The 18,038-nt window shown below is 47.4% G+C and carries 16 protein-coding genes and 1 pseudogene; 8 read left to right on the top strand and 9 right to left on the bottom strand.

Features of this window, described 5'->3' with window-relative positions:
* Window positions 1-26 precede the first annotated feature (26 nt).
* A pseudogene (locus ICW23_RS17740) lies at window positions 27-154 on the top strand (trehalose operon repressor); the annotation flags it as partial.
* A 131-nt stretch (window positions 155-285) separates the two neighbouring features.
* Window positions 286-951 carry an NAD(P)H-dependent oxidoreductase gene (locus tag ICW23_RS17735; protein ID WP_016936776.1) on the top strand — a complete coding sequence of 222 codons (666 nt, stop codon included), beginning with the start codon at window positions 286-288 and terminating at the stop codon, window positions 949-951.
* 39 nt (window positions 952-990) lie between these two features.
* Here ICW23_RS17735 and ICW23_RS17730 read toward each other — a convergent pair whose 3' ends face one another.
* The 3 genes from ICW23_RS17730 to ICW23_RS17720 form a co-directional block, all read right to left on the bottom strand.
* Window positions 991-1,752, bottom strand: coding sequence for a YibE/F family protein (locus tag ICW23_RS17730; protein WP_047476487.1), 762 nt, complete (start codon window positions 1,750-1,752; stop codon window positions 991-993).
* Entirely contained in the window at window positions 1,749-2,888 is a 1,140-nt protein-coding gene (locus tag ICW23_RS17725; protein WP_188154884.1) for a YibE/F family protein, read from the bottom strand. Before ICW23_RS17725 ends, ICW23_RS17730 begins: the two co-directional genes overlap by 4 nt.
* A gap of 180 nt (window positions 2,889-3,068) precedes the next feature.
* Window positions 3,069-7,361 carry a multifunctional 2',3'-cyclic-nucleotide 2'-phosphodiesterase/3'-nucleotidase/5'-nucleotidase gene (locus tag ICW23_RS17720; RefSeq protein WP_188154883.1) on the bottom strand — a complete coding sequence of 1,431 codons (4,293 nt, stop codon included), beginning with the start codon at window positions 7,359-7,361 and terminating at the stop codon, window positions 3,069-3,071.
* A gap of 220 nt (window positions 7,362-7,581) precedes the next feature.
* Here ICW23_RS17720 and ICW23_RS17715 point away from each other — a divergent pair, with 220 nt between their 5' ends.
* A complete protein-coding gene (locus tag ICW23_RS17715) occupies window positions 7,582-8,097 on the top strand; it encodes a type 1 glutamine amidotransferase domain-containing protein (RefSeq protein ID WP_003155578.1) in 516 nt (171 codons plus the stop codon).
* A gap of 19 nt (window positions 8,098-8,116) precedes the next feature.
* On the opposite strand, the gene ICW23_RS17710 is transcribed toward ICW23_RS17715, so the two are convergent.
* From ICW23_RS17710 to ICW23_RS17690, 5 genes are all read right to left on the bottom strand, one after another.
* Window positions 8,117-9,148, bottom strand: a complete 1,032-nt coding sequence (locus ICW23_RS17710) for a LacI family DNA-binding transcriptional regulator (protein ID WP_188154882.1) — start codon at window positions 9,146-9,148, stop codon at window positions 8,117-8,119.
* Between the two features lie 136 nt (window positions 9,149-9,284).
* Window positions 9,285-10,169 (bottom strand): shikimate dehydrogenase, encoded by an 885-nt coding sequence (locus tag ICW23_RS17705; RefSeq protein WP_045925423.1) that lies wholly within the window; start codon window positions 10,167-10,169, stop codon window positions 9,285-9,287.
* Window positions 10,170-10,233: 64 nt separating this feature from the next.
* Window positions 10,234-10,995, bottom strand: coding sequence for a type I 3-dehydroquinate dehydratase (gene aroD / locus ICW23_RS17700; RefSeq protein WP_188154881.1), 762 nt, complete (start codon window positions 10,993-10,995; stop codon window positions 10,234-10,236).
* Window positions 10,996-11,022: 27 nt separating this feature from the next.
* Entirely contained in the window at window positions 11,023-12,216 is a 1,194-nt protein-coding gene (locus tag ICW23_RS17695) for an MFS transporter (protein ID WP_016936768.1), read from the bottom strand.
* Between the two features lie 333 nt (window positions 12,217-12,549).
* The gene (locus ICW23_RS17690; protein ID WP_003155571.1) at window positions 12,550-12,765 is read right to left on the bottom strand and encodes a DUF1128 domain-containing protein; all 216 of its coding nucleotides are present in this window, start codon (window positions 12,763-12,765) and stop codon (window positions 12,550-12,552) included.
* Window positions 12,766-12,920: 155 nt separating this feature from the next.
* Between ICW23_RS17690 and ICW23_RS17685 the strand changes: the two genes are divergently transcribed.
* From ICW23_RS17685 to ICW23_RS17675, 3 genes are read left to right on the top strand one after another with little or no spacing between them, the layout of a single operon-like run.
* Window positions 12,921-13,394, top strand: coding sequence for a low molecular weight protein-tyrosine-phosphatase (locus tag ICW23_RS17685; protein ID WP_016936767.1), 474 nt, complete (start codon window positions 12,921-12,923; stop codon window positions 13,392-13,394).
* Between the two features lie 13 nt (window positions 13,395-13,407).
* Window positions 13,408-13,734 (top strand): hypothetical protein, encoded by a 327-nt coding sequence (locus ICW23_RS17680; protein ID WP_016936766.1) that lies wholly within the window; start codon window positions 13,408-13,410, stop codon window positions 13,732-13,734.
* 11 nt (window positions 13,735-13,745) lie between these two features.
* A complete protein-coding gene (locus tag ICW23_RS17675; RefSeq protein WP_016936765.1) occupies window positions 13,746-14,585 on the top strand; it encodes a YihY family inner membrane protein in 840 nt (279 codons plus the stop codon).
* A 185-nt stretch (window positions 14,586-14,770) separates the two neighbouring features.
* On the opposite strand, the gene ICW23_RS17670 is transcribed toward ICW23_RS17675, so the two are convergent.
* Window positions 14,771-15,949 carry an MFS transporter gene (locus ICW23_RS17670; RefSeq protein ID WP_016936763.1) on the bottom strand — a complete coding sequence of 393 codons (1,179 nt, stop codon included), beginning with the start codon at window positions 15,947-15,949 and terminating at the stop codon, window positions 14,771-14,773.
* A gap of 134 nt (window positions 15,950-16,083) precedes the next feature.
* Between ICW23_RS17670 and cax the strand changes: the two genes are divergently transcribed.
* The gene (gene cax, locus ICW23_RS17665) at window positions 16,084-17,163 is read left to right on the top strand and encodes a calcium/proton exchanger (RefSeq protein WP_255034265.1); all 1,080 of its coding nucleotides are present in this window, start codon (window positions 16,084-16,086) and stop codon (window positions 17,161-17,163) included.
* A 70-nt stretch (window positions 17,164-17,233) separates the two neighbouring features.
* Entirely contained in the window at window positions 17,234-18,028 is a 795-nt protein-coding gene (locus ICW23_RS17660) for a YfkD famly protein (protein WP_095242108.1), read from the top strand.
* The last annotated feature ends 10 nt before the right edge of the window (window positions 18,029-18,038 follow it).

The raw sequence follows: 18,038 nt of genomic DNA, 5'->3' as shown, positions 1-18,038 counted from the left end.
TTGCGCTCCTGTTGTGAATTTCGCCCGGATCCAGCCATATGGCAGTCGTGAAAAACCATGTGTTTTTGGAGGACACCAGCTTCTTTCAGTAACGGAAAGCCGGCACAGGCTCGATACATTCCGTTTCGTCGGCTTTGCGAGAAGAGAAAAATAAAAACGGATTGCTGCGGCAGCCGTTTTTTTGTCAGTATCAAAATGAATACTATCCAACAAAAATGTGCGTACTGGTACTTTCAAAAATAATGGCTACAATAGTACATAACGAGATAAAAAGGAGAGATCATGATGTCAGATAAAAAACAGCAGATCATCGAAGCGTATCAATTCAGACACGCCACAAAGGAATTTGATCCTGAGAAAAAAATTTCAGAAAGCGATTTTGAATTCATTTTAGAAACGGGAAGACTGTCCCCAAGCTCACTCGGATTGGAGCCTTGGAAATTTGTCGTTGTTCAAAACCCGGAGCTTCGTGAAAAACTCCGCGAGTTCACATGGGGCGCGCAAAAGCAGCTGCCGACTGCAAGCCACTTCGTACTTCTGCTTGCCCGGACGGCAAAGGATATCCGTTTTGACGCCGATTATGTCAAAAACCACTTGAAGGAAGTCAAAAAAATGCCGGAAGATATGTATGAAGGCTATATCAGCAAAACAGAAGATTTCCAGAAAAATGATTTCAATCTGCTTGAATCAGATCGAGCGCTGTTTGACTGGGCTTCAAAACAGACATACATCGCACTTGGCAATATGATGACAGCCGCGGCGCAGATCGGAATCGACTCTTGCCCTGTAGAAGGCTTCAACTACAAAGAAATCCACCGGATCCTTGAGGAAGAAGGGCTTCTGGAAAACGGAAGTTTCGACATCTCTGTCATGGCCGCATTCGGTTACCGTGTCAGAGAACCGCGTCCGAAAACAAGATCTGCCGCAAAAGACGTTGTAAAGTGGGTATAAAATCAATAAAAAAAGCTGCCGGGATTTTCCCGGCAGCTTTTAACGTTTCGTCTGTTTCGCTAAAAAACAGGCGGTGATCCAGGACGTAACGGGAATGATGATGCCGATCCCGACGCCGGCGCAAAGAATGGTGACGGCTTCCGCGCTGAAGACTTTTGAGTTCACTATTTTTTCAGCAGAGTATGATAAGTCTTTAAACCAGATAATTAAAGCCAAATAGCTGCCGAAAAAAGCAAAGAATAACGTATTCGTATTCGTTCCTAAAATATCTCTCCCGATGCTTAAACCGAATTTGTACAGATCTTTTCGGCTCATGGACGGGTTATAGCTGTAAATCTCTCTCATCGGTGATGTAATGGAGATCGCGACATCGGTAATTGCTCCTATCGTGCCCATAATGATCATAGCCGCGGTAACCTTCACAAAATCCACCCCGACAAAAAGTGTGAATATGCCGATATCACCCAGTTCTTCTTCACCAAACCCTTGAATCGAAGTCTGTTTCGTGACGGCCAGAATAAAAAACAGCATCAATACGATCGTCAGCATGGCAGAAATAAAGGCGGTTACGGTTTTGACGTTTCCCCCGTTAATATAAAAAAGTGTAATACTGCAAATCGCGGCGGAAGAGAGCAATGTTAAAACAATCGGATTGATGTGCGGGTCTGTCATTAAAATGATGGTGAGAAAGAGAACGCCGAAATTTAAAAATAGCGCAATAAAAGACCTCGCTCCCTTTTTACCGCCGATGAGAACCATCAATAGAAATAAAATCGCCGCAAGAATTACGATGACATTCATGAGCTTGCCTTCTTTCGTTTAATAAAAAAGACAGAAGCATACAGACTGGCGGGGATGGTTAATACAATTCCGATTCCCCCGGCCAATGCTCTGGCTATTTCCAAGGAAATGTTCATAGAAAGAGTGAATCCTATCGGGGAATCATTTTTCAAATACAAAAGCATCATCGGTATAGAGCCGCTGATATAAGCAAAAAACAGAATGTTGGTCATCGTCCCCATGATGTCTTTACCGATCTCCATTCCGGAACGTTTGAGTGCTTGTAATGAGATACTCTTGTTTTCTTCATATAATCCAAAGACAGATGACGTCATGGTAATGGCCACATCCATGACCGCTCCCAGTGATCCGATAAATACGCCGGCCATGAATACCGTGTGATAAGGGCGGGTTAAATACTGCATTTCTTCATATCTGAGACCTTTTTCTCCGGTTGCCGCCATCACCAAATACGTAATGAGCAGGGAGACAAAAGTGCCTGCGAGCGTCGCGGCTATGGCGGCATATGTTTTCGCGTGAAAACCGCTGACAAGCAGCAATGAAATGACAGTAAAGATGAGAATACAGATACCGCAGATGAAAATCAGCCCGATATTCGGGTGCTTTCGGTATAAATCTAATGCATAAGACAATAAAACAGCGTTAAACATCAGGCTGATGATCGAAAAGAAGCCTTGTTTTTTGCCGACGATCAATAGGGTGAATATGAAAATCCAAGCGATCAGCCAAAGCTGTTTATCCCGTTTTTTATCTATAATGCTTCCGGTTATATCCTTACTTGTTGTTTTCCCTTTATCAATTGACACGAATACTTCATCACCGGGCTGATACTTTTGATCATTCGCTCCGGATGAGGAATACTGATTGGACAAATGAATGAGCTTTCCTTTTTGACTGCCGTTTTCAAGTTTGGCTGTAATCGTCTGACTGAAAATCTTATCTTTGTTTTTGTGCATGTCCTGCACATCAGACTGGTGTTCCAATGCTGTTTTCGTCACTTTGGCAATCGGGCGCTCATAAAAAGAAGCGTTGCAATTGACGAAAATGAGCGAGCTGATACAGCAAAGCGCTGTTATCACGTAAAACAGCTTTATTTTGTAAGTCATGCTGTTTCGTTTGTTTTTTGTTATTATCAAAAAAAGTCCTCCAAACAGGCCTCGCCGTGAAGTGTCAAGCTATGCAGCTGCGGCATAAATAACGCTCATATTTTATCATTCGGCCGTACCGCTGTCGATTCAGAAGGCGGATCGAGAAAAGCTCCCCTGACATCAGATCAGGAGAGCTTTTGGGAGAACCGCCCGAGAAAAGCGGCCTTTTTATGCTTCGTTCACTTTTTTTGCTTTTCTTCTTTGATACAGATACAGTGCCGTTCCGAGCGCGCTGATGAGAAACCCGGCAAGGAGGATGGAATACATCGCTGTGGCTGTATCAGGAAGCAGGCCGCCCGGCGATACTCCGTCCTGTGCTTGGCCGGATGAAGGGTTTTGTCCGTTTGGCTGCTTTCCGGAGCCGTGATCTCCGCTTGTCGGCGGCGCGCTCTTCGTGTTTGCGTTTAATATCGCGTATTCACTGAAATGATTGGTATAGCCCGTGACGAGATCGTGTGAAACCGATCCGTTGTCTGTTTTTGTATAGGCGTTCTTTTTCCGGTCTATGTGATAAATGCCCGGCTGTTTCGCCTTTTTCGTATTCTCAATGCGCATGGTAAGCTTTACAGGCGCTTTGAATGTTTTGATGTCTTTGTTTTTCTGCTTCATTGTAAAGTCGTATACGTTTGAAAGCGCGCCGCTAACTTTCTTTTTCGGCGTCACGCCGAACCGTGTGTCATCAGCTGCAGCGTTTGCCATCGGCATTTTCATGCTGAACTTGTCATGCAGGATCGTAAGGGAAGAATCAGATGTTCTGTCCTTTAACAGGCCGATCTGTTTTTTGGTCACGCTGAGATCAATCGGCTGTTTGGCGCCGTCATTCTTGTCGTAGTATACGATCGGTGTATTGGCGTTTTTGGCATAGACCGCAAATGCGCTGTCATCTTCAAGCGTCCACGAGCCGTTTTTTTGCTTCGTCGGCAGGTACACTTCTTGCGCGCGGCCGTCAACTTTCGGTTCCACCGCTTTTCCCGCTTTTTCAAGCTGTTCGATGAAGACCTCATAGTCGACAAATCCAAGGTCTTCTTTATGGGACGCTTCGTTAAAGACGGAATAGCCGTCTCCGCCTTCGCCGACAAAGTTACTGGTGGCGACTCTGTATGTTTTCTTATCAGAAATCGGCTTTACGCTGCCGTCATCCTGCACGGCAGCAGCTTGAAGAACGCGGTGTCCCGGCTTTTTATTCAGTGTAAACGTGTATGTTAAACCGGCAACTTGAGGGAAGGCGCCCCCTTGAGCCTCAATTCCGCTTAACCCTTGTTCCAAGGCTTGTTTGATCTGTTTTCCGGTTAAATCCGCGACGTAAAGCGTGTTGCCGAACGGCATCACATTCAGCACATCGCCGAGTGTGATGTCTCCTTTATCAATGCCCGTGCGGATGCCGCCCCCGTTTGTGATCGCGATCTGGGCGCCGGCAGCTTCCTTCGCTTTTTGCAGCATGCCGTCCGCGATGAAGTTTCCGAGATTGGTTTCTTTAGAGCGGACATGCTCGCGCCGGCCGTCAAGCGCGACTTTCGTGGAGCCGACTTTTTCATTTTTGACGGAGATGAGCTCTTTTTTAAACGGATCAAGCTCTGTTTTCAGATCCGGATCTTCTTTCGTCTGCTCATTCACCGGCAGGGCTTGAAGAGAGGATTGTTCCGGCAGGACGACCCCGTTTTTGTCAAATGCGACATCCACCCGGCCTAAATATTCGCCGTATTCTTTTGCCTGGGCGACGATGGTCGGCTCTTCGTTTTTGACAATCTCCATTTTATCTACAAGCGTATGCGTATGTCCGCCGACGATTAAGTCGATGCCTTTTACTTTTTTGGCGAGATCGAGATCACGCTGATGCCCGATATGGGTCAGGGCGATAATTTTATTGACATGTTCCTTGTTCTGTATCTCTTTTACCGTATCTTGTGCGGATTGGAAGGCATCATGAAAGACAATGCTTTTACCCGGGCTTGATGTGACGGACGTATCTTCCGTCGTTAAGCCGAATACGGCGACTTTTTCTCCGTTTACATCAAGCAGAATGTATGGATAGATGCCTGCTTTTTTCTTTTTCCCTGCTGTAAAGGTGTCTGCTTTTTTCATGAATGGTCTGAGTTTTGACTCTTTGGACACATCGACATTTGAGCTGACGAGCGGGAAGTCAGGCGCTTGGAAATTGTATTTTCCGGACGGGTCAGCCGCGCTTCCGTTCCCGCTCAGGAAGCTGGCGAGAGCACCCGGGCCTTTATCAAATTCATGATTTCCGAAGGTCATTGCGTCGTAGCCCATGCTGTTCATCAATTTTAAATCAGCCAGTCCCTGCCACTTTGTGAAATAAAGATCGCCTGAGAAAACGTCTCCCGCATCCAGGAGAATGCTGCGGTCGGTTTCGCATCTGATTTCTTTGATTTTCGTCATCCGCCTCGCCGCGTTATCAAGGTGGGCGTGCGTGTCGTTTGTATGCATAACGGTGAGCTTCCATGCGTCATCTTTCGGCGGATCTGTGCCCGGTTCATCATCTTTGAATTGGAGCTTGTACTGTCCGTAGCCCGCGTTTTGTGATTCTCCGATATAGGCGACGTCATCTGCGCGGTCGGCAAACGGCTTTGCGGCCAAGGAAGATTCAAATGTCAGGTTTGTCCCTTTGACCGGACGGATGGACCAGTTATGATCAGCCTGCGGATTAATTGTTTTCTGCTGGATGATGTAATCCATTAAGACTTGCCTGTTTTCATCGGCTGATGAGTATACGATTTTATCATTGCTTAAGTGAGGAAATCCTCCGCCTCCTGAAGCGCGGTAATTATTTGTGACGATCAGAAATTCCTGATTGGCGCTGACGGGCTTTCCTTGGTAAGAAAGGTTGACGATCCGGCTTGCATCGGGATGAATGACTGTTCCGTTTTCGTTGTATTTCGCCGGTTTAGTGACATCGACCTGATAGGTGACGCCGTCAATGACATCAAAATTGTATGAGCGGTAGGCGTCATTTAAAAGCGCTTGGCTGCCGCCTTTTGCCTGATCGATCTGATTAAATTGCCCTGCGGACATTTCAAGCCAGTCTTTCACTTCGCTGCCGTTCAGCTTGACGATCTGAACCGTGTTGTCATACAGGTATAAATCGCCGATATTTTTGATGGCGAGGTCACCTGCGGAAATGTTTGTATAGTAGTTTGAACCGTTCCGCCCGCCGGCTTTAAACGGAGCGCCCGCCGAGAGGATTGGCAGATCTTTATATTCCGTATCTTTCATCTTATTTTCGGCGTACCATTTTTGCGCATCCGTCACGATTTGAATGGACGGATCATCTTTGACTTGGGCGAAAAAACTGTTGATATCGGCTTTTGTCTGGCCGACGGGTTCTCTGATGTATTTCAGTGTGCTTTCATGCGCTTTTTTGACGGTATTGACGACGGTTTCGTTTTCCGAAGTCACATTGCCGGCAATCGGCTCGATCCTGCCTTTTGCATCTTCCACATGCCACGCGCTGTCTGTTTTTTCAAGCCTAAGGTCGATGACGCCCGCATATTTGCCCCAGCTGCTTGACATGACAACGGGGATGCCGTTAATCGTGCCTTTATCGACGTCGAATTGATCAGCGCCTTTGTATTCAGCATCGGGGAACAGACCGTGCTGATGGCCTGATACGATCGCGTCAATTCCGCTGACTTTCGTTGCCAGATCAAAAACGGCATTTTCCGCACGGGAGGACTGTGCTTTTTTTTCGATGCCGCTGTGGGCGAGGGCGATGACGATATCAGCACCTTCAGTTTTCATTTTCGGGACGGTTTTCTTCGCGGATTCCACAATGTCCTCGACTTGAACGCGTCCTTCAAGATTTTTTTTATCCCACGTCATGATTTGGGGAGGGACAAAGCCGATGTAACCGACTTTTAGCTGGTGTTTTCCGCCGTTTTCATCCGTAACGGTTTTGTCTTTTATGACATAAGGCGTATAACGGTTTTCACCGCTCAATGTTTTCACATTGGCGTTGACGATCGGATAATCAGCGCCTTTCATCGTCCCGTCCAGAAAATCCAGCCCGTAATTAAATTCATGATTGCCGAGTGTTCCTGCGTCATAGTGCAGACTATTCATCACTTCAATAATCGGATGGGTCTTTGCGCCTGAAATGATATCGTTTTTCTGATATTTTACAGCGTATTCTCCGAGGGGATTCCCTTGAATCAGGTCTCCGTTATCGACAAGCAGCGTATTCGGATTTTCGCTTCTGTGCTTCGCAATGAGCTGAGCCGTTCGGGCCAGCCCGAATTCCGTTGTCGGTTTGTCGCTGTAGTAATCGTAGTCCATCATATTGGCGTGAACGTCAGTTGTCGCTAAAATGCTGAGGTTCACACTGGAGGATTTGTTTTCTTCTGCTTTAATGGGTGTTATTGGGAGGATTAGACTAAGTATCATAACTAGGGGCAGCAGAATACGGAGTGTCTTATTGACGCTGCATCGTCTTTTCTGTATTCTCACCTGTTCTCCACCTTTCAACAAATTTTGTCATGCAGTACCATTGTAAGAATATTTTGTGAAAGTTTATATAGATTTCATGATGATTCTTGTAAAAAGAAGAAAAATGAGGATAATGACCTATGTAAAACGAATGGGCGGTAAATGAGTCTTTTATGTTTGATGTTAGTGTGGCTGGGGTACATGGATTTATGTAGACTTCATCAAGCAGGAGGTAGTAACTATGGGTAAAAAAATTGCAGTTGTATTAACGGATTATTTTGAGGACGTCGAATATACGGAACCTGCAAAAGCTTTTAAAGATGCGGGTCATGAATTAACAGTGATTGAACAGGAAAAAGGAAAAACAGTCAAAGGCAAACAAGGGGAAGCGGAAGTGAAAGTGGATGCGTCCATCGATGATGTGAATCCGAAAGACTTTGACGCATTGCTGATCCCGGGCGGATTCTCACCTGACATGCTGCGTGCGGATGACCGTTTCGTCCAATTTGCGAAAGCGTTTATGGATGATAAAAAACCGGTTTTCGCCATCTGCCACGGCCCTCAGCTTCTCATCAACGCGAAAGCATTGGACGGGCGCAAAGCGACAGGGTTTACATCCATCCGTATTGACATGGAAAACGCGGGCGCAAATGTGGTGGATGAAGAAGTCGTCGTCTGCCAGAACCAGCTGGTCACAAGCCGCACACCGGATGACATTCCGGCATTCAACCGCGAATCATTAAAACTGCTTGCATAATAAAAAGCGGAGCGCCGTATCAGGCGTTCCGCTTTTTTTGTGAAGATTCACGAATGACCAGCTCGGGCGCCAGAATAATGCGCTGTTTTTGGTGCTGGGAATTGGTGATTTTATGATGCAGCAATTGAGCCGCTTCTTTTCCCGACTGCCGGGGAAAAGAAGAAACGGTTGTAAGCGGGGGATAAGAAATTTCAGCTTCCGGCACGTTATCAAAGCCGACAATGTCAATATCTTCGCCCGGGATGAGTCCTGCTTTTCTGATCCCTTGCATGACGCCGAACGCGACCAAATCACTGAAGCAGAAAATCGCGGCCGGGCGCTCAGGCCGGCGGAGCAGCTCCATCACTGCCTCATAGCCTGCCTCGCGGGTCGGCGCGCTGTCAATCACAAATTCTCTTTTCACTTCAAGATCCGCTTCACGGAGCGCTTTTTTAAAACCTTTCATCCGTTTCGTCCATGTTGATGAGTGCTTCACGCCGCCCAGAAACGCAATCTCCTGGTGCCCTTTCTCAATGAGGTGGCGCACTGCCTTATAGGTGCCTTCCTCATAGTCAGCTCCGACAAAATCACAGTCCGCATCGGCAATCTCCCTGACGGCGAGCACGACCGGAATATCAAGCTGCTCAAGGCGGGAAAGGGTTTCCTCAGCTGCTCCTGAAACCGGGCATAAAATCAATCCGCCGACCCTGTGTTCCAGCATGGTCGAGATCAGCTGCTCCTGCTTGGCGACGGAATCAAAAGTCGTGCCTAAGAGCACTGTTAATCCGACTTCCTCGAGTGTATTCTGCACGCCGATTAGAAACTCTGAGAAAAACGTATTGGAAATGTCAGTGATAATCAATCCTACCGTTGTGGACGTCTGTGATCGTAAATTCGCGGCGACCCGATCATATACGTACCCAAGCTCCTGCATGGATTGAAGCACTTTCTCACGGGTTGCTTCGGAAATTCGCGGATTATTGCGGACGATTAATGAGGCGGTGGATGTTGAGACGCCGGCATGCTCAGCGACCTGCTGCAATGTCACTCGGCGTTTTTTTTGCTGTTTCATACGTCGCATTCCTCACTTGGTTATTATTCGTTACCTCCATTATAAGCGTTTTGGCGCGTGAGAAGAAAGAGAGAGGGGGAGAAAAAGATAAAGCGCCGGAAGACGGATTGTCCTTCGGCGCTTCTGTCACAATAGATTATTCAAACATCTGCTCTTTAATATACTGAACCGGCATTTCACGGCCTGTCCAATATTCAAACGCCATGGCGCCCTGCCAAAGCATCATGCCGAGGCCGTTAATGGTCTGGCAGCCGGCCGCTTGAGCCTGTTCAAGCAATTTCGACGTAACGGGGTTGTAAACGACGTCTGTCACAATCAAATCCGGACGGAGCATGGATGTGTCTTCAATGACGCTCAAGCCTTCAAGCGGTTTCATGCCGACACCCGTTCCGTTTGTGAAAATATCGCTAGAAGCGATTTCAGCACGCAGCGCATCTTGATCTTCGAGCGGGAAAAGATTCGCTTTACAAGAAGAGCCCTTCATTTCTTCATTGATGATGCGGACATTCTCTTCCGCTTTTTCGAAAAACGCGTCATTGCGGGCGAAAATTGAGATTTCGCCGAGGCCTTCCAATGCGGATTGAATCGCAATCGGAGTAGCGGCTCCGCCGGAACCGACCAGCGTCATTTTTTTGCCTGTGATGTCGATGCCGTGTTCTTTTAAGTTGCGGACGTATCCCATACCGTCAGTGGAGTGTCCGGTCAATTTTCCGTTCTCATTCACCACTGTATTCACCGCACCGGTGAATTTCGCTGAATCCGCGAGTTCATCGAGGTAAGGGAGAATGTTCATCTTATTCGGCATCGAGACATTGAAACCTCTGACGTTTAAGGCGCGCATTCCCGTCACCACATCTTCAAGCTGTTCATTGCCGACTTCAAATGCGAGGTAAGCGTAGTTCAGCCCTAATTTTTTAAACGCCAGGTTGTGCATCGTCGGAGATAAAGAGTGTCCGATCGGTGTCGCGAATAATCCGATAAGCTGAGTTTTTCCGTTAATCCGTCCTAAATCTTTCTTCATGATGTATTCCTCCGTTAGTCCATTCATTTGTTTTTCATTCCGCTTGAGGGAAGAAAAACGCTGGTTACATATTTTTATTTAAAATGCTGAGTACATTTCGCAATTCAGCAACGGGAATCTGTCCGGGCGCAGATGCTTCTTTGCCCGCGCCGAACGTACACGCCGAGCCGAAGACTTCCCCGGCCAGCCGGCTGATCAGGCCCGTTCCCGCCATTGACATCGTGATGATCGGCCGGTCTGCGTATTGTGTTTTCATCGTATGCGTGGCATCCAATAAGACGAAAACATCTTCAGTGCTTTGCGGCATCACCGCAATTTTCGGAATGTGCGCGCCGTACGCCTGCATTTTCCGCAGCCGGGAGATGATTTCTTCTTTTTTTGGTGTCTGATGAAAATCATGATTGGACATGACGACATATACGCCGTTGTCTTCAGCAGTTTTCACAATTGATTTGACTTCCGCTTCTCCCGTAAACAATTCAACGTCTACAAGGTCAATGTGTGTTGTTTCGATTACGGTTTTAAGCAATTCAATGTAAAGGCGGACGTCAATAACTTTATTCCCGCCTTCTTTATGGGTTCTGAATGTAAAAAGCAGCGGTGTTGCGCCTGCGGCTTTCCGCACCTTTTCAAGCATGCCTTTTACGGCGTCCGGGCTCTCAACGTGCTCGTATACATCCGCCCGCCACTCAATGATATCCGGGTTAAGCCTGTTGACGGCTTCAATTTCTTCAAGGAGTTCTTTCTCTCCGGCTGCCATCAGCGGCACAATGATCTTCGGAAGTCCTTCGCCGATGACCGTGTTTCTGATTGTAATAGATTGCATGATACGTTCTCTCCCTTTAAAAAATAGTCAGGCTTTCATCACTTGCTTAAAACGGATACCGATAAACAATGCGAGGAGGGCGCTGACGGCCGCAATTCCGATATCAAGCAGAAAAACAGGGGTCAGGCCGGCCGTTTTGGATATCGCTCCCGTTATAAGCGGAATGACAATAAAAGATAAGCTTGATGCTATATTAACAAAAGATGTGATGGTCCCTTTATTTTTAGGGAATAAAACAGCCATAACCGTCATCGCCAATTGCAGAATGCCCGCAGTTGAAAGTCCGATGACGAAGGAACTGATGACCGATACGGCCGGCTGCTGAATGAAAATCAGAGCAAGCAGCGCGATTGCCGCGATCACCGGGTACAGCACCATAACCGTAATCGGCTGAATCACTCTGTTTAACAGCACAGCCAGCAATAACACGGACACAAGCGCCCCGATGCTGTAATAGCTCAACAATTTGACGGCCTGCACTTCGGGCATACCCAAAACGGATTGACCGAACTTAGGAAGCCATACTTGAACGAGCATAAACAGCGCCGTTGATGAAAAGCCTAACAAAATAATGGCAAGGCCTTCGCGCCATATCGACGGCTGTGATCTGAACGTGTCATCAGACGGGGAAGCTTCCGTCCGGCCGCCGTCATCTTTTTGTTTATGATTCGGGAACGGAACTTTCAACAGGAAAAAGCCGTTCAGGAAGAAAATGATGCCGGGCACGAAAAACGTCCACCCGTAAAACAAATGCCTGTCCGCAATAAATGCGATAAAAAACGGAAGCACCGTCGCGCCGATGGATACAAACGCTTTGATTAACACGGTTGCAGAGCTTGCGTTTTTCGGAAATCCTTCAATAAGCGCCGGATATGTGCCGGAATCCAAAAATGAATTGGCGATCCCTGCGAAAATAGCAAAGATAAACGCTTCCGTATAGTTTGTCGAAAGCGGAATTCCGATTAAGAAAATCAGATACAGAAATGCGCCCGCCACGATAAACGGCCGTCTCCCGAATGTATCCGAGAGCTTTCCGGCAAACAGAAGCGAGATCAGCTTCCCGATGCCGATGGCGGAGACCAAATAGCTGACTCCGGCTGCTGATGTATGAAGCTGTTTTGATAATGCTTCCATATTCGATGCGATAATAATATTGATCATGCCCAGCAGGAAATAGTTGATATAAAGACCCGCTGCCATTTTGGTGTATATGTTTTTCATGATGACATCCCCTAATGCGGTTATTAAAGTTAAATTATTTTTTAAATTGATAAACGCACAGAACCATTCCCCTTTATTGAACCACTGCCTTTCTTTAAAAAATGGTTTGATAAAACGGCTGCAGGTATACTTGATTAACGCTGATAAGACAGCAAGTATATCGTTCTACTAAATAAAAAAACAAATTAGCGGACCGCTCATTTAGTATATCGTTCTACCAAGTTCACAGTTACTATACGCCTTCTTTTTAATTGTGTCAAACCGATGAACTTTTATTTTTTACTTTTTTAAATCAAAAAAGCCCCGCTGTTTTTCGGCGGGGCTGACACGGGTTTATTTTCTGAGAGAGGCGAGCTCCTCAGCAATGGCCTGCATTTCACTCGGACTGAATGATGCTTTTTTCATGACCATTTGATGAAGGTATGTAAGATCTTCTATTTTTTCATCACTGAAATCTTCCGCTCTGATGACGCCGACATTGAGCATGTTGAGCTTCTGCGAAATGTCTTCAATCATTTTGTTTAACGTTTCTGTTTGTTGGCTCGGCAAATTCATGCATCCTTTCATGACCGTTTTCGTACCCTTTATTCTAACAGAATTCATTTAGAATAAAAGCTTATTTCCACAGCCGCAGAAAAATTGCTAAGATGATGATAAGGTTTTTGATCCTCAAAATGCGGGGAAAGAATAGGGAGGTTATCGATATGATACATGTGCTGTTTGTCTGTCTGGGAAATATTTGCCGTTCGCCTATGGCAGAGGCGGTATTTTCTGATATGGTGAAGAAAAACGGGCTGAACGGGCAGATTAACATTGATTCAGCGGGAATCGGCGCCTGGCATGCGGGAAATCCGCCGCATGAGGGAACGGAGCAGATCCTTAAAGAGAAAGGGATCAGCACAAGCGGTATCACGGCGAGACAGGTCCGTGAGTCTGATCTGACCGATTTTGATTACGTCATTGCGATGGATGCTGAAAATATAGGGCATCTGCGCAGCATGGCCGGTTATAAAAAAGCGGCGCCGCGTATCGCAAGGCTGCTTGATTATGTACCGGAGTCGGATCTTGCGGACGTGCCTGATCCGTATTATACCGGAAATTTCAGCGAAGTGTACGCTCTGATCGAGTCCGGGTGCCGTCATTTGCTGGAGACAATAAAGAAAGACCATCATTTATAAGGGGGATTGACCGATGAAGCAGACACGCATCATGGCAAAAGCGATTCTGATCGGCGCTGCCGCCGGCGGAGCACTTTCTTTATTACATAAGCCGACAAGAGAGGCATGTTTCCGGAACATGGACGCGTGCAGGCGGCGTGCGGCATTTTACCGGAATAATCCCGAAGCCTTGAAACAGGAGGCTTCTGCAAAACTGGATCAAGTGAAAAGCATCGCCAATACCGTATCGGACGATCTGAGTTTTTTAAACGGACAGATCACCAAGCTGAAGCAGACGACGCCGCAGGTCATTGACCTTTTAAAAGAGACGAAGGAGCATTTTTCGAAAAACGATCATTGAGGTGGGATGTCATGAGTTTTATAAAGGAGCTGTTTGCAAGATTTTCTCTGCATGAAGGACAAAGTAAATCGGCGGAGCTGGCGTATTTTTTTCTTCTGTCATTGTTTCCGTTAATGATTTTCATGCTGACGCTCACCGCCTATCTTCCCATATCGGCAGAAGACGTGCTCGGCGCAGTCGATCAATACGCGCCCGACAGCGCCATGTCCATGGTAAAATCCATTACGGAGCAAACGCTGAACAAGCGCAGCGGCGGACTTTTGTCATTCGGGATTATCGCCGTCATCTGGTCGGCTTCTAACGGTATGAACGCGATTGTCAGAGCATTTAACCATGCCTACGAAGTCGAGGAAAACCGCTCATTTATCATCATTCGCCTGACCTCAATTTTTTTAACCATCGCGATGGTGGTTACGATTTTAATCGCACTGCTTCTGCCGGTATTCGGCAGAGAAATCGGACTGCTGGCCGCAGATTTTATCGGCGCCCCCGGCTTGTTTTTGCAGGTGTGGTCGGTTGTCCGCTGGGGTATCAGTCCGCTTATCCTTTTAATCGTCTTTACCGCGCTTTACATTTTCGCGCCGAATAAAAGGCTTTCCCTCCGTTTTGTGCTGCCGGGAGCCGTATTTGCGGCAGCCGGCTGGATTATCGTCAGTATGCTGTTCTCATTTTACGTCGGCACCTTTGCCAACTACAGCGCCACATACGGGAGCATCGGGGGAATTATCGTCCTTATGATCTGGTTTTACCTTACGGGAACCCTGCTGATTTTAGGAGGAGAAATCAACGCGCTTTTACATAAACGTAAAAAGCTTCCTGATGAAAATCCGTATCGCGGGAGCAAGCTATAGAGGAACGGATGACGTTCAAGCTGAAAAACGGAGGGGAATCGGCTATGACCAAGCATACGAAAAAAGGCGGAAGCCATAATAAACAAAACTCAAAAAACGGCCCGAAGAATAAAACAAGCGGAAGCGCCAACGGGCAGAACGGATACCACTAGAAAGAAGCCGCCTGGCCTAAATCAGGCGGCTTTTTATGAGGCGGGAAAAGAATGGGATTCGGATGCGGCGCTGTGCTTTGTTTTCCCGAAGACGAGCGCAAGCCAAATACAGACCAGAATCACCGTAATAAAGTAAAACAAATTGGCGCTTTCAAACCGCTGCATATACCAGCCGCCCGCCACCGGCCCGATCATGCTGCCGAGGCTGAACGAAATCCCGCAGAGCAGATTGCCCGCCGGAAGAAGATGGGACGGCAGCAGGTCGCTCATATAGCTGATGCCGAGGGAAAACATACTGCCGACCGCCATCCCTGCCATGAAAAAGCAGCCGCCGATGACAGAAGGCGACGGAAACAATCCGGCCGTCAAAAAGCAAAGGGCACCCGTTAATAAGATGACGAGCAGGACACGTTTTCTCCCGAATCGATCGCTTAATAAACCGAGAGGGAACTGGAATACAATACCTCCGATGGCGAAAGCGGGCAATATCAGCGCGACGGCATCAACGGATATGCCTAAGCGCAGGGCGTACACGGGAAAACTCCCGTTCAGCGCCGTTTCTAAAAAACCGTAGCCGAAAGCCGGGAGAAAAGCGACCCAGCCGAAAAGAAGGGCGCGGTAAAACCGTTTTGCGCTGTTGTCCCCGGATGTTTCATCCGGACCTTGCGCCGGGTACTCGTTACGTAAGGCAAACACAAACAGCCAGGCGGCAAGACTGATACAGCCGGATACGATAAACGGAAGGGACGGACTTGTTTTCACAAGAGGGACCATGAACGGGCCGACAGCGAATCCAAGCCCGAAGGACAGTCCGTACAGCGAAATGTTTCTTCCTCTGTTTTGGGGCGTTGACTTGGAAGTCACCCACGTTTGGGTGGAAAAATGCAGCATATGATCCCCGATTCCGATCAGCAGCCGAAGAAAAAACCATAACCATATGGATTGAAGCCAAATAAAACTGAATAAGCTGATGATGACAAGAAATCCGCCCGCGACCATCAGAGGTTTGAATCCGAGCTTTCTCAGCGGCGCTTCCATAAATGGCGACGCGAGAAGCACGCCGATATACAAGCCTGTTGCGTGAAGGCCGTTTATGGCGGCTGATTCTCCGTTCGTTTCAAAAATGACGGAAATCACCGGCAAAAGCATGCCTTGGGAAAAACCGGAGATGGAAACAAGCAGAACCAAAATAAAGAAGTGCAGTCGTGACATCGCGTATTTTCTCCTTCTTCAGTATCTTTCTTGATCGTACACGGATTTTCCGCGTCCGGCAACCTGAAAATGCCAATTCGGGCTGACTCGGAAGTGTAATTGAGGGAGTTTTTGAGAAGGATAAAAAAAGACTCATTCGAAAAAGGAGCCAGGCAGATATGAATCGGATTTTTTTCTTTACGGCTGCGGCGGGAGTGCCGCTTTCAGTCATCGGCGGCCTGATGCACTGGCCGTCAGCGGTTTTGTTTATTATTTATTGCTTGACGATTATTGCGCTTGCAAGTTATATGGGGAGAGCGACTGAATCTCTTGCCATTATCGCGGGACCGCGGATCGGCGGTCTGCTGAATGCCACTTTCGGCAATGCGGTAGAGCTGATTATATCGCTATTTGCCTTAAAGGAAGGGCTGACGGGCATCGTGCTTGCTTCACTGACCGGTTCGGTGCTCGGCAACCTTCTGCTTGTCGCGGGATTGTCGTTTTTTATCGGCGGTTTGAAATACAAGCGGCAGGAATTCAATATTCATGATGCCCGCCATAATTCAGGCCTGCTGATATTTGCCATTATCGTAGCTTTTGTCATTCCCGAAGTGTTTTCCATGGATATGGGGGAAAAAAGCAAACTTGATTTGAGTGTCGGCATCAGCATCATCATGATCCTTTTATACGTGGCGGCTCTTTACTTCAAGCTCGTCACCCACCGCGGCGTTTATCAGCCGAACCAGCCGGAGGCCAAGGAAGAAGAGGAGCAGCCTGAGTGGTCGGGGAAAAGGGCGACAGCCGTCTTATTTATCGCAACCATTATTGTCGCCTACATATCTGAAAACCTTGTTCATACGTTTCATGCGGTGGCTGAACAGTTCGGCTGGAGCGAATTGTTTATCGGGGTGATTATCGTCGCAATCGTCGGAAATGCCGCAGAGCATGCGTCGGCGATTATTATGGCGTACAAAGACAAGATGGATGTCGCCGTTGAAATCGCGGTCGGCTCGACTTTGCAGATCGCCATGTTTGTAGCCCCGGTTCTTGTGATCTGTTCCATCTTTTTCCCGGTGAATATGCCGCTGGTATTCACATTGCCTGAGCTTGTCGCGATGATATCATCCGTCCTTTTGATGACGATGATTTCAAATGACGGTGATTCGAACTGGTTTGAGGGGGCTACTCTCCTTGCCGCTTATGTCATCATGGCGATCGGATTTTTCCTGCTTTAACCTGTAAAAAATGCGGATAACAACGATTACGGAGGAAAAGACTAAAGGAAAATGCTATAGAAAGAGTGATATGATGAAAAAGCTGTTTCATGCCACATTGATTCTGCTGTTATCCTTTAGTTTTTTTGCAGCTCCGTCTGCCGGTGCAAAGAAACCGTTTAAGGTTCCCAACTCTGTCGTCAGCATTTCCAAGGAAAATACGTATCCGAATGCTTCACAGGACCAGCCGATGCTTCAGCCGAGCAAACTGGCAAAGGAATTGTTAGATACATCAGAGATCAACATCGAAAATCCGCATCTGATAAAGATGCTGAATGAATCCTCGGTTTCCGGTTCACCGCTTGCCATCGGATACCGGGCGACAATATTTCTCGGGAAATGGGCGCTCGGTTATCAATCGAACGAAACGGTCGCCAACTGGGAATATAAAAAAATCAACACGAACAGAGCGGATAACCGGGGCGGGCAGCAAGCCGCGGAAATCTCATACGCCCAAGAACAGCAATACAAAATCAAAGGCGGGCTCACAGCGAAAGTGCCGAACGCAGAAGACGTGAAAAGCATGATGATGCAAAAAGCGATGAAGAAAACAAAACTGCCGCTCGCGTTTGAAACGGTCATCGGCGCCGGCACAAAACGCGATCAGATTTATAAAATTTCTCCGCAGCGGCTCGGCTACCTGCACGCCTATGCCCCGGCCGTTAATGAGAAAGGAAAAGTAACATACGGCGAAGTGTATTTGGTGCTGAAAGGCAGCAAGCGGAAACTTGTCGTCAAAAATGTGACCTCGCAAGGAATCGGCGCTTGGATTCCGGTGCAGGATCATGTCACATTCGGTTTTCAAATGACAGCGCAGCCGAGATAAATAAAAAAAG

This window comes from Bacillus sp. 1021, assembly GCF_014534735.1.
GTDB classification, from domain to species: Bacteria; Bacillota; Bacilli; order Bacillales; family Bacillaceae; genus Bacillus; species Bacillus siamensis.
This window is presented reverse-complemented; position numbering and strand designations above follow the sequence as displayed.

What these genes read in the sequence shown, in the direction of transcription:
- ICW23_RS17670 (WP_016936763.1), bottom strand. Translation starts at nt 15,949, where the DNA reads ATGTCACGACTGCACTTCTTTATTTTGGTTCTGCTTGTTTCCATCTCC.
- ICW23_RS17685 (WP_016936767.1), top strand. Translation starts at nt 12,921, where the DNA reads ATGATACATGTGCTGTTTGTCTGTCTGGGAAATATTTGCCGTTCGCCT.
- ICW23_RS17735 (WP_016936776.1), top strand. Translation starts at nt 286, where the DNA reads ATGTCAGATAAAAAACAGCAGATCATCGAAGCGTATCAATTCAGACAC.
- ICW23_RS17675 (WP_016936765.1), top strand. Translation starts at nt 13,746, where the DNA reads ATGAGTTTTATAAAGGAGCTGTTTGCAAGATTTTCTCTGCATGAAGGA.
- ICW23_RS17710 (WP_188154882.1), bottom strand. Translation starts at nt 9,148, where the DNA reads ATGAAACAGCAAAAAAAACGCCGAGTGACATTGCAGCAGGTCGCTGAG.
- ICW23_RS17695 (WP_016936768.1), bottom strand. Translation starts at nt 12,216, where the DNA reads ATGAAAAACATATACACCAAAATGGCAGCGGGTCTTTATATCAACTAT.
- ICW23_RS17715 (WP_003155578.1), top strand. Translation starts at nt 7,582, where the DNA reads ATGGGTAAAAAAATTGCAGTTGTATTAACGGATTATTTTGAGGACGTC.
- ICW23_RS17730 (WP_047476487.1), bottom strand. Translation starts at nt 1,752, where the DNA reads ATGAATGTCATCGTAATTCTTGCGGCGATTTTATTTCTATTGATGGTT.
- ICW23_RS17660 (WP_095242108.1), top strand. Translation starts at nt 17,234, where the DNA reads ATGATGAAAAAGCTGTTTCATGCCACATTGATTCTGCTGTTATCCTTT.
- ICW23_RS17705 (WP_045925423.1), bottom strand. Translation starts at nt 10,169, where the DNA reads ATGAAGAAAGATTTAGGACGGATTAACGGAAAAACTCAGCTTATCGGA.
- ICW23_RS17680 (WP_016936766.1), top strand. Translation starts at nt 13,408, where the DNA reads ATGAAGCAGACACGCATCATGGCAAAAGCGATTCTGATCGGCGCTGCC.
- aroD (WP_188154881.1), bottom strand. Translation starts at nt 10,995, where the DNA reads ATGCAATCTATTACAATCAGAAACACGGTCATCGGCGAAGGACTTCCG.